This window comes from Sphingorhabdus sp. EL138 (assembly GCF_945882965.1).
Taxonomy (GTDB): Bacteria; Pseudomonadota; Alphaproteobacteria; order Sphingomonadales; family Sphingomonadaceae; genus Sphingorhabdus_B.
Window position 1 is genome coordinate 47,634 of the sequence record NZ_CAMCWY010000003.1, and the last position, 14,056, is coordinate 61,689.

General features: G+C 55.2%; 13 protein-coding genes and 1 pseudogene. 12 read left to right on the forward strand and 2 right to left on the reverse strand.

The window, feature by feature from the left end; all coding sequences use genetic code 11:
- The first annotated feature begins 14 nt into the window (after positions 1–14).
- The 9 genes and pseudogenes from glmU to Q0N43_RS02010 all read left to right on the forward strand — a co-directional run bounded on the left by glmU (position 15) and on the right by Q0N43_RS02010 (position 8,483).
- Positions 15–1,361, forward strand: a complete 1,347-nt coding sequence (gene glmU / locus Q0N43_RS01970; protein WP_295441697.1) for a bifunctional UDP-N-acetylglucosamine diphosphorylase/glucosamine-1-phosphate N-acetyltransferase GlmU — start codon at positions 15–17, stop codon at positions 1,359–1,361.
- A 40-nt stretch (positions 1,362–1,401) separates the two neighbouring features.
- Entirely contained in the window at positions 1,402–1,710 is a 309-nt protein-coding gene (locus tag Q0N43_RS01975) for a ribbon-helix-helix domain-containing protein (protein ID WP_295441713.1), read from the forward strand.
- Complete coding sequence (locus tag Q0N43_RS01980; protein WP_295441716.1) at positions 1,707–2,087, forward strand: type II toxin-antitoxin system VapC family toxin; 381 nt, start codon at positions 1,707–1,709, stop codon at positions 2,085–2,087. The genes Q0N43_RS01975 and Q0N43_RS01980 overlap by 4 nt, the downstream gene beginning before the upstream one ends.
- A gap of 5 nt (positions 2,088–2,092) precedes the next feature.
- Positions 2,093–3,916 carry a glutamine--fructose-6-phosphate transaminase (isomerizing) gene (glmS, locus tag Q0N43_RS01985; RefSeq protein WP_295441719.1) on the forward strand — a complete coding sequence of 608 codons (1,824 nt, stop codon included), beginning with the start codon at positions 2,093–2,095 and terminating at the stop codon, positions 3,914–3,916.
- 115 nt (positions 3,917–4,031) lie between these two features.
- On the forward strand, positions 4,032–4,301 hold the full coding sequence (locus Q0N43_RS01990; RefSeq protein ID WP_295441722.1) for a hypothetical protein: 270 nt from the start codon (positions 4,032–4,034) through the stop codon (positions 4,299–4,301).
- Positions 4,302–4,481: 180 nt separating this feature from the next.
- Positions 4,482–5,099 (forward strand): annotated as a pseudogene (locus tag Q0N43_RS01995) (alternative oxidase); the annotation flags it as partial.
- Between the two features lie 353 nt (positions 5,100–5,452).
- Positions 5,453–6,640: an aspartate aminotransferase family protein gene (locus tag Q0N43_RS02000; RefSeq protein WP_295441725.1), complete on the forward strand. Its 1,188-nt coding sequence runs from the start codon at positions 5,453–5,455 to the stop codon at positions 6,638–6,640.
- A complete protein-coding gene (gene argF, locus Q0N43_RS02005) occupies positions 6,637–7,563 on the forward strand; it encodes an ornithine carbamoyltransferase (RefSeq protein ID WP_295441728.1) in 927 nt (308 codons plus the stop codon). The genes Q0N43_RS02000 and argF overlap by 4 nt, the downstream gene beginning before the upstream one ends.
- Positions 7,563–8,483 carry an Hsp33 family molecular chaperone HslO gene (locus Q0N43_RS02010; RefSeq protein WP_295441731.1) on the forward strand — a complete coding sequence of 307 codons (921 nt, stop codon included), beginning with the start codon at positions 7,563–7,565 and terminating at the stop codon, positions 8,481–8,483. The genes argF and Q0N43_RS02010 overlap by 1 nt, the downstream gene beginning before the upstream one ends.
- A 701-nt stretch (positions 8,484–9,184) precedes the next feature.
- Here the strand turns inward: Q0N43_RS02010 and Q0N43_RS02015 are convergent.
- Positions 9,185–10,369 carry an acyl-CoA dehydrogenase gene (locus Q0N43_RS02015; protein WP_295441733.1) on the reverse strand — a complete coding sequence of 395 codons (1,185 nt, stop codon included), beginning with the start codon at positions 10,367–10,369 and terminating at the stop codon, positions 9,185–9,187.
- Between the two features lie 253 nt (positions 10,370–10,622).
- Between Q0N43_RS02015 and Q0N43_RS02020 the strand changes: the two genes are divergently transcribed.
- Genes Q0N43_RS02020 through Q0N43_RS02030 form a run of 3 tightly spaced genes read left to right on the forward strand, consistent with a single transcriptional unit; the run spans position 10,623 to position 13,481 of the window.
- Positions 10,623–11,597 (forward strand): aldehyde dehydrogenase family protein, encoded by a 975-nt coding sequence (locus tag Q0N43_RS02020; protein WP_295441735.1) that lies wholly within the window; start codon positions 10,623–10,625, stop codon positions 11,595–11,597.
- On the forward strand, positions 11,594–12,007 hold the full coding sequence (locus Q0N43_RS02025) for an aldehyde dehydrogenase family protein (RefSeq protein ID WP_295441738.1): 414 nt from the start codon (positions 11,594–11,596) through the stop codon (positions 12,005–12,007). Before Q0N43_RS02020 ends, Q0N43_RS02025 begins: the two co-directional genes overlap by 4 nt.
- A 19-nt stretch (positions 12,008–12,026) precedes the next feature.
- A complete protein-coding gene (locus Q0N43_RS02030; protein ID WP_295441740.1) occupies positions 12,027–13,481 on the forward strand; it encodes a carotenoid oxygenase family protein in 1,455 nt (484 codons plus the stop codon).
- 175 nt (positions 13,482–13,656) lie between these two features.
- Here the strand turns inward: Q0N43_RS02030 and Q0N43_RS02035 are convergent, their stop codons facing one another.
- Positions 13,657–13,926 (reverse strand): hypothetical protein, encoded by a 270-nt coding sequence (locus Q0N43_RS02035; RefSeq protein ID WP_295441978.1) that lies wholly within the window; start codon positions 13,924–13,926, stop codon positions 13,657–13,659.
- Positions 13,927–14,056: the final 130 nt, after the last annotated feature.

The following is a 14,056-nucleotide window of genomic DNA, read 5'->3' on the forward strand; positions in this document are numbered from 1 at the left end:
GCATGAGAGTATCTATGACTGAATTAGCTGCCATCATTCTCGCCGCGGGCAAAGGCACGCGCATGAAATCCGACCTGCACAAGGTGCTGCATCCCATTGCCGCGCGGCCAATGCTGATGCATTTAATGGCATCGGTCGATGCCTTGCGCCCTGCCAAAAAAATTGTGGTGGTCGGCAGCGGCAAGGCGCAGCTAGAGGCCGCTTTGGCAGGCTCCGCAGAGCTGGCGGTGCAAGAACCCCAATTTGGCACTGGCCATGCCGTGCAGCAGGCCCAAGGCGCTCTGGAGGGGTTTGAGGGCGATGTCCTCATCCTCTACGGCGATGTGCCGTTCGTGCCGACGGCCACGATGCAAGCTATGGTTGACCGGCTTAACGCGCCTGATGCGCCGGCGGTGGTCGTGTTGGCGTTCGCGCCAGAAGATCCAACGGGCTATGGCCGCGTCATCGTCAAAGATGGCCGCATCATCAAAATGGTGGAGCAAAAGGACGCGACCGAGGCCGAAAAAGCGGTGAGGCTGTCCAATTCCGGCTTGATGGCGGTGAAAGCACGCGACCTGTTCCCGCTTCTGAATCGCGTCACTGACGATAATGCGCAAAAGGAATGTTATCTTACCGATATCGTCAACATAGCTAGCGAAGACGGGCGGATTTGCGTGGCTATCACAACCGAACCCTACAAGGTCGCGGGCATCAACAGCCGCGCGCAATTGGCCGAGATGGAGCAAGCGTGGCAGCAGCGCCGCAGGGTGCAAGCCATGGATGAAGGCGCAACTTTAATTGCGCCGGAAACCGTCTGGTTTGCGTGGGATACGCAGCTTGGCCGCGATGTCCTGATTGAACCCAACGTCTTTTTTGGTCCCGGCGTCAGCATAGGCGACAATGTAAAAATCCGCGCAACCAGCCATATTGAAGGCGCTATCATCGGTGAGGGTTGCGAAATCGGTCCCTTTGCCCGGCTGCGGCCCGGGACGGTTTTGGAGGAAAATGCCAAGATCGGCAATTTCGTCGAAACCAAAAAAGCCCATCTGGGCAAGGGCGCAAAGGCCAACCATTTGACTTATCTGGGCGACGCAATAATTGGCGCAGGCGCGAACATCGGCGCTGGCACGATCACCTGCAATTATGACGGCTATTTCAAATATCAAACGGTAATCGGCGAAGGCGCGTTCATCGGCAGCAATAGTGCGCTGATCGCGCCCGTCAAAATCGGCCGTGATGCGATTGTGGCCGCAGGCAGCGCCGTATCCCGCGACGTCGCCGACGGCGAACTCCGCATGGTCCGCGCCGAACAATTATTGAAGCCCGGCTGGGCAGATCGGTTTCACGATGCGATGCGGAAGAAGAAAGCTGAGAAGAAGTGACTAACCTTGACATGATATCATGATATGATATCAGTATATCATGACTCGTATCCTCGCCGATTTGCCTGATGAAGACATCAAATGGCTTGACCAGCTTGCCGCTGAACAGGGCAAGTCGCGTGCGGCGGTGTTGCGTGAGGCGGTGGAGGCATATCGCGCGGACGGGCCAGCATCCGGCAATACCGATTGGCTGGAGGCGGGCTTTGGTTTGTGGGCAAAACATGGCTTCACGGAAGATGGGATGGAGTATCAAAACCGGCTACGCGACGAATGGGTGCGCGAATGGGATCCGGAATATGACCCCGCAAAACATGGTCCGCTGACGGATGAGAAAGACGTCGCCGCGTGAGCGACATCTATTTCGATACCAATATCATTATCGATGCTTTGGCGAGAAGACCCGAGGCACTTGCCGAGCTTCGCCGCGCTAAGCGTCACTGGATTAGCCGCATGACGTGGATTGAAGTTCTGGCTGGCATGCCCGTGCCAGCACGCGCCGAAACAGAAGCCTATTTGCAAAATTATTCCATACGTGAGTTGTCGCCGGAGATCGCACGACGGGCTGCCGACCTTCGTTTTAACAAGCGCTCGCTCAAGCTACCAGACGCGATAATTTTCGCCTCGGCTCAAGAGCATGGCGCCATTTTAGTGACGCGCAATGTCAAAGACTTTCCGGCAAATATGCCGGGCATTCGCGTCCCCTACATCACGCCAGATAAGGTTTAGATTTTATGTGCGGCATTATCGGAATTGTTGGCAAATCTGCGGTTTCTGGCCGTTTGGTCGATGGGCTAAAGCGCATGGAATATCGGGGCTATGACAGCGCTGGCGTCTGCACCGTGTTCGATGGTCAACTGATCCGCCGCCGGGCGGAGGGTAAGCTCGCCAATCTCGTCAACGTGCTTAGGACCGACGATGCCGCTGGAAATATCGGCATTGCCCACACCCGTTGGGCGACACATGGCGCGCCAACGACAAGCAACGCGCATCCGCACGCAACGGACGAAGTAGCGCTGGTGCACAATGGCATCATCGAAAATTTCAAACAGTTGCGCGACGAACTGACGGCGCGCGGCCGGACGTTTGAAAGCGAGACCGATACAGAGGTTGTCGCGCATCTGGTGTCTGAACAAGCAGAGGCAGGCCTTGCGCCCGCCGATGCCGTCAAGGCCGTGCTCCCCCGCCTGCGCGGCGCGTTTGCCCTCGCGATTGCATTCCGGCAATTTCCTGATTTTCTCATCGGCGCACGGCTCGGCAGCCCGCTGGTCGTCGGCTATGGCGATGGCGAGACCTATTTGGGTTCGGACGCGCTGGCGCTTGCGCCGCTGACGCAGCAAATTGCATATCTGGAAGAAGGTGACTGGGTCATCGTAACGCGCGACGGCGCGCAAATTTTCGATAAGGATAACAATTCGGTTACGCGCGAGATCACCGCTTCAGGCGTGTCAGCGGCGCAGATCGAAAAGGGCAATTACCGCCATTATATGCAGAAAGAGATTTTTGAGCAGCCCACCGTGGTCGCGCAAACACTCTCCAGCTACATTCGTCCATTGGAGCAAACCGTTGCCCTGCCGCAGATGGATTTCGACTTGGCGGGCGTAAAGCGCATCACCATCGTTGCTTGTGGTACGTCTTTTTATGCAGGGATGGTCGCGAAATATTGGTTTGAAACCTTCGCCCGCGTGCCTGTCGACATCGATGTCGCGTCGGAATTCCGTTACCGTGACCCCGTGTTGGAGGAAGGTGGCCTTGCGCTGTTCATATCCCAATCGGGGGAGACCGCAGATACGTTGGCGGCCTTGCGCCATTGCAAGGAAAATGGCCAGACAATCGCGGTTGTCGTAAACGTGCCGACATCCAGCATGGCGCGTGAGGCGGACCTGTTGCTGCCCACACATGCCGGTCCCGAAATCGGTGTTGCCTCGACCAAGGCATTTACCTGCCAGCTTGCGGTGCTGGCTGCGCTTGCCGCGCATTTGGCGCTGGTGAAGGGCAAGTTGAGCGCAGAGGAAGAACGCGACATCGTCCGGCATTTGATCGAAGCACCCGCCGCATTGAACGCAGCGCTCGCGCATGATGACGACATCGCCGCAATGGCGCATTTGATCGCGCCTGCACGCGACGTGCTCTACCTTGGTCGTGGCTCGGATTACCCGCTGGCGATGGAAGGCGCGTTGAAGCTGAAGGAAATCAGCTACATTCATGCGGAGGGCTATGCCGCAGGCGAAATGAAGCATGGGCCAATTGCGCTGATTGACGAAGCCGTGCCCGTCATCGTTCTTGCGCCATCAGGCCCGTTGTTTGAAAAAACCGTGAGCAATATGCAAGAGGTCCGCGCGCGCGGCGGCAAGGTCGTGCTGATTTCCGACGCCGAAGGCATCGCCGAAGCAGGCGAAGGTTGCCTCGCCACCATTGAAATGCCAAGCGTCCATTCGCTAATTGCGCCGCTGGTCTACGCCGTGCCTGTCCAATTGCTTGCATACCATGTCGCCTGCGCCAAGGGCACGGACGTGGACCAGCCACGCAATTTGGCCAAGTCGGTCACAGTCGAGTGATTTTGCGCGAAGATCGTTGAAAGCGTGACGGCAATTCGCCATCAGTTGAATTGCCTGGAGGTCAGAACAATTGCGGTTTTTTGCGCGCTTTAGACATTTTTTCATTCAGCAAAAGTTGCGGCCACCGCCGCCGCGCGAAACGGTGGTCGCGGCGCCGTGGCCACCCGCGCCTGTTGCAGCGTCTGCGCGCAATGCATTTCAATCCGCGGTGTCGCCAGAGCCTGGGAGCCTGCTGCGGACAGAAAAAAACCGTGATGCAGGCGGTGATGGTGCAGTGAACACATCATCGACTATCTCAAACGGCGAGTTTCGGGTCACTGACGCTGCTGGATGTGACAGTAGTATTGGCGGTGGCGATGATGGCGGCGGTGGTGGCGGAGACTGAGTCCTTTTGACCTGACTAATCCACCCACCCCGAAAACGGGCCAAACCGAAGGGCTACAACAAACCCTATGCCCCTGATAACGCCTGAGTTGCAAAAAAGTAAACTGAGTACGGTCTGATTTTACATTGCCTGACCCAGTCTGATGCGCGTTAACACGGTGTCAACCACTGGAACAAGCGCATGTCAAACAGTAGCGATATTCAATCTACCCATTACACAGCACTCGGATTTTCGGACTGGTTCGCCTTGCGCATCACCAAGACCCTACGCTGGGGCGCAGATACGTTTTTTGCAAAACGATACGGCAATCGCGCGATAGTTTTAGAGACCGTCGCTGGTGTGCCCGGGATGGTCGGCGCAACGCTCTCCCATTTACGCGCGCTTCGGCTGATGCAAGATGACCGTGGCTGGATCCGCACATTGATGGACGAGGCGGAAAATGAACGGATGCATCTGATGACCTTCATTGAAATTGCGCAGCCATCTTGGTTTGAACGGCTTGTCATTCTGACCGTACAATGGGTCTTCTACATCTTCTTTTTCTTCCTCTATCTGATTTCCAGCAAGACGGCGCACCGGCTTGTTGGCTATTTCGAAGAAGAGGCGGTGCTGAGCTATACTTTATATCTCGCGGAAATTGACGAGGGGCGGCACCCGAACCCGCCTGCGCCCCCAGTTGCGATGCGGTATTGGAATTTGCCTGAGGGCACGACACTTCGCGACGTTATCCTCATCATCCGGGCGGACGAAGCGCATCATCGTGACACTAACCATTATATGGCCAATGCGCTATCGGGTCGTGATGCTAACCATAAGGCGATAATGGCATGCCCAGCGCATGTGTCGCTTGACGCTGGATTGTTGTTACAGTCCGGGGTTGTTCATCACTCAAGCGGCGTTATGGGTGGGCGTATGAGCACGCCTGCCAAATTGATCATCATTTTTATCCTGTTGTGGGTGGCGGTGCATTTGTTGCTCTATGGTTATTTGAAGCGCCGTATTGCTGCTGCCAAGCGTGACAGGGATGCCGAGGCATAGCTTGATTTGCCATTTTCGTGTGCCTATAGCGGAAAGGTGAAAACAAGCGGTCCTAACGGGCCGCTTTTTGGCTTTTGGAATATGCCAAATATTTGGTCGGAAGGAAGAAAACCATGACGATTACGCCCTTGATGCCAGTCTATCCGCGCTGCGGTTTTCGGCCGGTGCGCGGTGAAGGCGCTTGGTTGATTTCCGAAGATGGCAGTCGCGCCCTCGATTTTGCCGCTGGTATCGCGGTGAATTTGCTTGGCCATGGCCATCCGCATTTGACCAAGGCCATTCAGGACCAAGCTGCAACGCTTATCCACGTATCCAACCTTTATGGCAGCCCGCAAGGCGAAGCCTTTGCCCAAAGGCTGGTGGATACGACCTTTGCTGACACCGTGTTTTTCACCAATTCCGGTGCCGAAGCCGTCGAGTGCGCGATCAAAACCGCACGCGCTTATCATCAGAGCCAAGGTAGCGACCGGTTTGAGATTATCACCTTCAAGAACGCCTTTCACGGCCGGACGATGGCGACGATTTCAGCAAGCAATCAGGAAAAGATGCACAAAGGCTTCCTGCCATTGCTTGAAGGCTTTCATTATGTCGATTTTGACGATTTGGAAGGCGCAAAGGCCGCCATTGGACCAAAGACCGCCGCGTTTCTAGTTGAACCCATTCAGGGCGAGGGCGGTGTTCGGCCTGCGTCAGATGCATTTATCCAAGGCCTGCGTGCCCTAGCGGACGAACATGGTATCCTGCTGATCTTGGATGAAGTGCAATGCGGCGTGGCGCGCTCAGGTACGCTATATGCGTATGAACAATATGGCATCATTCCTGATATCATGGCGACGGCAAAGGGCCTTGGCGGCGGATTTCCGGTCGGCGCATGCCTTGCCACCGAAGCGGCGGCGCGCGGCATGGTCGTTGGCACGCACGGATCGACCTATGGCGGTAATCCATTTGCAATGGCGGCTTGTCAGGCGGTTTGGGATGTAGTGGCGAACGCGGAATTTTTGGCGCAAGTGCGTTCGACTGGCGACAAATTACGTTCAACGCTTGAACAATTTATCGGCAATTATCCGGATTTGTTTACCGGTGTGCGCGGTAAGGGCCTGATGCTCGGCGTGATGATGACGCATGAAACCCGGGCCTTTGTGGCGCATTTGCGCGACAATCACGGGCTGTTGTTGGTGGCGGCGGGTGACAACACCTTCCGCGTATTACCGCCGTTGAACATCGGCGATGCAGAAATCCAGACATTCATGGAAAAATTGTCGGCGGGTGCCGCCAGCTACCAAATGCCGCAAGCTGCATGATGCGCCACTTCCTGAACTTAAGTGACGCTGGCGGCGATGCAATTGCAGCGATGTTGAACGACGCCATGGCCAGAAAAAATGTCCGGACTGGCTGGCCAAAGGGCAAATCCGATTCCGACGCGCCGCTTGCTGGCCACACATTGGCGATGGTTTTTGAGAAAAACTCGACTCGCACGCGGACATCGTTTGAAATGGCGATGAAGCAACTGGGCGGCGACAGTATCTTTATGGCGTCTGGCCAGATGCAGCTTGGCCGCGGTGAAACCATTGCCGACACGGCGCGGGTATTGTCCCGCTATGTCGATGCCATCATGATCCGCACCGATGACCACGCTAAGGTAGAGGAACTGGCACATTATGCCAGTGTGCCAGTGATCAACGGCCTGACCGATCTGTCGCATCCCTGCCAGATTGTGGCTGACCTGCTAACGGTGATGGAACATGAAAAGGCATTGCCGGGGCTTGAGATTGCCTGGCTTGGTGATGGCAATAATGTGTTGAATTCTGTGGTGGAGGCCGCAGGTTTATTCAAGTTCAACGTGCGCATTGCCGTTCCCGAGGGTTATGAAAGCGACAGCAATTTTATTCAAGCGGCCAAGGCCGCTGGCGCGAACATCACGCTTACCCGCGATGCAAGCGAAGCGGTGGCAGGCGCAGACATACTGCTAACCGACACATGGGTGTCGATGGGGCAGGAGCATGTCCATAACAAGATGGCGGCCATGATGCCCTATCAGGTGAATGAACGCCTTATGGCTTTGGCAAAGCCAGATGCGAAGTTCCTACATTGCCTGCCAGCGCATCGTGGCGAGGAAGTGACCGACGCTGTGATCGACGGCCCGCAATCACTCATTTGGGATGAGGCGGAAAACCGGCTTCATGCGCAAAAGTCGATTTTGTTATGGTGCCTCGGAAAGTTATAATGGCTGAGCAATCGGAAACCTTATCCAATCAGCCATTGCGCTTTTCCATACCCACGCGGGACGCGCGCGGACGGTTGGTACGTCTCGATCATGTGCTTGGCGAAATTTTGGCGGCCCATGCGTATCCTCCGGTGATTGAACGGACATTGGCGGAGGCTTTAGTTTTGACTGCGCTGCTGGGCGCGTCGTTGAAGGAGCCGGGTAGCCAGCTGACGTTGCAAACGCAGACAGAAAAAGGCGCAATCCGCTTATTGGCCTGCGACTATAAGGATGGCGCATTGCGCGGCTATGCGCAGTTTGATGCCGCGACAGCCGCTGCCCTGCTGCAGGACTCGACGCTATCTGGCATCTTCGGGCAAGGCTATCTTGCGATCACTTTTGACCGGATGAAGCCCGCGAGCGAGGGTGGCGGCCGTTATCAGGGCATCGTGCCACTTGAGGGCGAGACGCTCGCTGATGCGGCGCAGAATTATTTTGTGCAATCCGAACAAATCCCGACCTTCATTCGCGTTGCCGTGGACCATGTCGATGGCCGTTGTGTCGCGGGCGGCCTGCTGGTCCAACATTTGCCCGAGGGTGAGGAAGGCCGCGAGCGTTTGCATGTGCGGCTCGACCATCCTGAGTGGGCGCATATCGAAGTCATGTCGTCGACCATCGCCGCCGCCGAGCTTGCCGACCCGGCGCTTTCGCTTGAGGAAATCGTCTGGCGCTTGTTCCATGAAGAAAAAGAAGTGCGGATTGAGCAAGGCGATCTTCTGTCAAAGGGCTGCCGCTGTGATCCCGTTCATATCCGCGATGTCATTGCCAAATTTCCCGCCGTTGACCGAGCCGAAATGGCAGATGATGCCGGAGACATCGTCGTCGACTGCGAATTTTGTTCGCGCCGCTTTCCGATAAGCCTTGCCAGTTTTAACAACTGAACTGCGCCACAATAGCGGCGTTTTGTGCATCGTTCATGAACCACATACATCGTGCAAAATGTCACAAATGATGTTACGCAAATTAAGAAAAAAGCGACTCGCTTCGCTGTGTAAGTTTAGTTTGCGGACAGAAGCTTATGAACACATTTTACCGTCTTTATGCCGTCCCCGGTGCGCTTTTGCTTTCGCTGGCTACGGCGGGCGCCGCAAAATCAGGTGGCGATATGGCGTTGCTGGACTCACTTGATCGGGGAAACTGGCAATTACGACCAACGGGCGGGAGTGTACCGACTGCCAAAATCTGCCTTGGTATATCGCAGAGCCTTATCCACATCCAACATAGCGGCTTAGCGTGCGAACAATATGTCCTGCGTTCGAGCCCAAATTCCTTGACGGTTAGCTACACCTGCGCGGGGCACGGTCAGGGGTTGACGATTATCCGTAAGGAAACAAACCGGATCATCCATATCCAATCGCAAGGTATCCGAAATAATGCGCCATTTTCGTTTTCAGCGGAAGGGCGAAGAACTGGGCCCTGTTAACCGAACACGTTCTTGGCATGGTCGATTGGCCGTTCATCAATTATTTAATATCTTGGCCTTATGAGGTCAGTTGTGTCTCTCACGAGACACGCTTTCCTTCCTATGGCTGAGAAGCCAAGCCTGGGCCGCCGCTGAAAAGCTGAGCGGCCCAATTTTTTGTTAAAACGCCGCGATTCCCGTAATGGCGCGGCCCAATATAAGCGCATGCACGTCATGCGCGCCTTCATAGGTGTTGACCGTTTCAAGGTTTACCATGTGGCGCATGACTTGATAATCCTCGCTGATGCCGTTGCCGCCATGCATGTCGCGCGCAGCGCGGGCGATATCGAGCGCTTTGCCAACATTGTTGCGCTTAACGATGGAAATCATGTCAGGCGCAAGCTGGCCTTCGTCCATCAAGCGGCCAACGCGTAAGGATGCCTGAAGCCCCATGGCAATATCGGTCATCATATCGGCCAGCTTCTTTTGATATAACTGGGTAGCGGCAAGCGGTTTGCCAAACTGGTGGCGATCAAGGCCATATTGCCGCGCGGCGTGCATGCAAAATTCGGCTGCCCCCAATGCGCCCCAACTGATGCCGTACCGGGCGCGGTTGAGGCATCCAAACGGGCCTTTTAGCCCTTGTACATCGGGCAGCAACGCGTCTTCGCCAACTTCGACATTGTCCATCATGATCATGCCCGTGGTCGATGCGCGTAACGAAAGCTTCCCCTGAATTTTCGGCGCAGTGAGACCCTTCATACCCTTTTCAAGCACAAAACCGCGAATGCCGCCGCCATGCGCTTCGGATTTTGCCCAGATGACAAAGACATCGGCAAAAGGTGCGTTGGAAATCCATGTTTTCGATCCATTGATGACATAGCCGCCATCAACCTTTTTAGCGAAGGTGCGCATGCCCGCAGAGTCTGATCCGGCGTCAGGCTCAGTCAGACCAAAGCAGCCGATCAGTGTACCCGCCGCCAGACCCGGCAGATATTTGCGCCTTTGCTCTTCTGAACCAAAAGCATGGATGGGATGCATCACCAAAGACGACTGTACCGATGCCATCGAACGATAGCCCGAATCGACGCGCTCAACTTCGCGCGCGATTAGCCCGTAAGCGACATATGACGCGCCAGCGCCGCCATATTCCTCCGGTATAGTCGCGCCAAGCAAGCCGGTCTGCCCCATCAACGGGAAAAGTTCAGGCGCGTCACATTCCGTCCGGTAAGCATCGATAACGCGTGGCTGCAATTCGCTTTGCGCAAACGCGCGGGCGCTGTCGCGGATCATGCGTTCATCTTCGGTCAGTTGGTCCTCAAGACGAAAAGGGTCAGACCAATCGAATGCTGCCAACTCGGCCATTTTTATCTCCATTAGCAATGGCCTGCTGAATAGCTACCTGCGGATTGTTTCCCTTTATAAGCGTGCGGGCAAGACAGCAACCCTTGCCATCAATTCTGCGCCTTGCCATGCTTTATGGGAATACAGGACAAAGTCTGGGGAAATAAATGGCATTAGCAGACGAAACAAAAACGCTTCTCGAAACGATGGGCTGCGCTGTTGATGGCGGCGATCTTGCGGTACACAGCCCATTGATGCTAGTCGCATCGGGGCGGTGGCGACCGCTACAGTAGATGATATCAACGATGCTGTTGAAAAATCAAACGCTGCCTTTCTAATGTGGCGCCGCGTCCCTGCGCCGCGCCGTGGGGAGCTTGTCCGCTTGTTTGGTAATGCGTTGCGTGCACAAAAATATGACCTTGCCCGTCTTGTCACCATTGATTGCGGAAAGCCGCTGTCGGAGGGACTTGGCGAAGTGCAGGAGATGATCGACATTTGCGATTTTGCCTTGGGTCTTTCACGGCAATTGCATGGCCTGACCATCGCCAGCGAACGGCCCGGTCACCGGATGATGGAGCAATGGCATCCAATTGGTCCAGTTCTTATCATTTCCGCATTTAATTTTCCGGTTGCGGTGTGGGCATGGAACGCGGCTTTGGCATTGGTGTGTGGCAATAGCGTTATCTGGAAGCCATCGGAAAAAACGCCGCTGACCGCAATTGCCGTGCAGGCCATTTTTGACAAGGCGGTGGCTACTTTTGGCGACGCGCCCGCGCATCTGTCTCAAGTTCTGCAGGGCGGACGCGACATCGGAGCCGCTTTGGTGGCTGACCCGCGCATTGCGCTGATCTCTGCCACCGGCAGCACAGAAATGGGACGAAAGGTCGGCCAAGTGGCCGCGGCGCGCTTTGCCAAAACTATCCTTGAACTTGGCGGAAACAATGCCGCGATTACTAGCGACAAGGCTGACGTCGCGCTTGCGCTTCGCGGCGTGTTGTTCTCGGCATTTGGCACAAGTGGTCAACGATGCACCAGTTTACGCCGCCTTCTTGTACATGACGCGATTTACGACAGCTTCGTTGGGGCGCTTAAGTCGGCCATTGGCTCAATGTCGGTTGGCGATCCGCTCGACAGCGGCAATCTTGCGAGACCATTGATCGACGAGCATGCGTATGCGGGCATGCAAACCGCGCTTGATGAGGCAAGGCACGCGGTGGAAATGTCATTGGCGGCGAACGTATTGCGATGAACGGCGTCTATGTCCGCCCGGCTTGTGTCGAAATGCCTGCGCATGTCGGTCCAGCCTTAAGGGAGACTTTCGCCCCTATTCTCTATATATTTCGCTATTCTGAATTGGCGGATGCCATCGCCCAGCAAAACAGTGTTGGGGCAGGGTTATCCTCGTCGATATTCTCAACCGACATGCGTGAATGCGAAAAGTTCCTGTCTGCCGAAGGCAGCGATTGTGGCATTGCGAATGTTAACATCGGCACGTCAGGTGCTGAAATTGGCGGAGCATTTGGCGGGGAAAAGGAAACCGGCGGCGGCCGGGAGTCCGGCTCGGACGCATGGAAGGCCTATATACGCCGCGCGACGAACACGATAAATTACTCCGACAATCTGCCACTTGCGCAAGGGGTGACATTCGACATAGGCTGAACGCCCAGAGGAGAGCGAAATGCGGGTTGATAAACTACCGCCGGTGAAAGCAACGCTGCAACCGAGCAACCATCCCTATCTCAATGGGGCGTGGACGCCGCAGCACGAGGAAGTCACCGCGACCGACCTTGATGTGATTGAGGGCCGCATTCCCGACGATATTGCCGGCATCTATTTGCGCAATACCGAAAACCAGTTGCATCAACCGCTTGGCCGCTACCACCCGTTTGACGGCGATGGCATGATCCACCAGATCGATTTTTCTGGCGGCAAGGCCAGCTATCGCAATCGCTTCGTCCGCACCCGCTGTTTTCAAGCGGAGCAGGATGCGGGCGGGTCTTTATGGGGTGGGTTGATGGATAAAAGCAGCCTGTCCAAACGCCCGGGATTTGGCGCGCATGGCAGCCTGAAGGATTCCTCTAGCACGGACATCATAGTGCACGCGGGCAAAGCTGTTTCCACTTTCTACCAATGCGGGGAGGGCTATGTGCTTGACCCCGAAACGCTGGAGCAAGAGGGCGTTGCGTCTTGGGTTCCGCTTGATGGCATTTCCGCGCATCCCAAGGTTGACGCGCGCACGGGTGAGTTGCTGTTCTTCAACTATTCAAAACATGCGCCCTACATGCATTATGGCGTCGTCGATCGCAGTGGCAAGCTCGCGCATTATGTCCCCATCCCGCTGCCAGGGCCTCGCTTGCCGCATGACATGATGTTCACGCAAAACTGGTCAATATTGTGCGACTTTCCGCTTTTCTGGGATGAAGAGTTGCTGAAACGTGACGTCCATGTGACGCGCCTGCATGAAGGTCTGCCATCGCGTTTCGCGCTAATCCCGCGTTATGGACAGCCAGAGGAAATTCGTTGGTTTGAGGCGGATCCTACTTTCGTCCTGCACTTCATTAATGCCTATGAAGATGGCGACGAAGTCATACTTGATGGTTATTTCGAAGAAGACCCTTATCCCCCACCGCTCGAAAACGCCGACGGCTATGGTCATATGATGGCTTATGTCGACGAACATAGCTTCAAGCCAAAGTTGCACCGGTGGCGGTTTAACTTGGCCGATGGCACAACGCGCGAAGAGCGGCTCGATGACCGCATTCTCGAATTCGGCATGATGAACCAGCGTTATTTGGGGCTGCCCTATAGATATGCCTATAGCACGACTTCTAAGCCCGGCTGGTTCCTGTTTAACGGTTTCGTGAAGCACGACATGGTCACGGGCGAGTCCTGGTCTCTCGAGCTTCCCGAGGGGCGCTACGGCAGTGAGGCACCCTTTGCCCCTCGTGTCGGTGCGGTTGACGAAGATGACGGATATCTGGTCAGTTTTGTGACCGACGAAAATCGCGGAACATCCGAATGCATATTGATCGACTGCAAACGCTTTGCAGAAGGGCCAGTGTGCCGGATTGCGCTGCCGCACAAGATCAGCAGCGGTACCCATGCGCATTGGGCAGATCGCGTGGCTCTGTAACGCAAAGTTATTGCTATCCTTTCGGCCGGCATCTGGTTTTGAATGGCCCGCCCTGGTGGTTGTAACTGATAACATGTATCTTATTGAGATAATGATATAATCTACATTGTTAATTTTGATTCGGAAACAGTTTGCTGTTTCTTGCCGAAGTTGGCGCGCTTAGTGCTTTGTGCGATTATGCGCTTGACGGTGCACGGATTTCTGGAGGAAAATCAGGAAATTTCCCGAAGTCATTGCCCGCCAGTGCGGACGGCAGCTTAAACTGTCCCCCGATCAACTGCATGCCGTCACCGCTGTCCCCGGCAAAGCGCACAACAACTGCGTCGCTTTGCATTAGTTTCGGGGAGCTAATAGTGCTTCCCATTAACTGCTGTTTTTGAAACGTTATTTCCGTTTTTGTTATTAGCCATACTGACCATGACACCCCATTATAAGGCACTTCCATAGCAACTGAAATTCTAAAAACAAACGGTTGTTTTGCGATTGGAGGCCTGCTATCTCAGTGACAAATATTATCTGAGTTACGCTGCAGGTTGAACTGGATGTGCCGGCGTTACTGGAGATGTTGGTGAGCA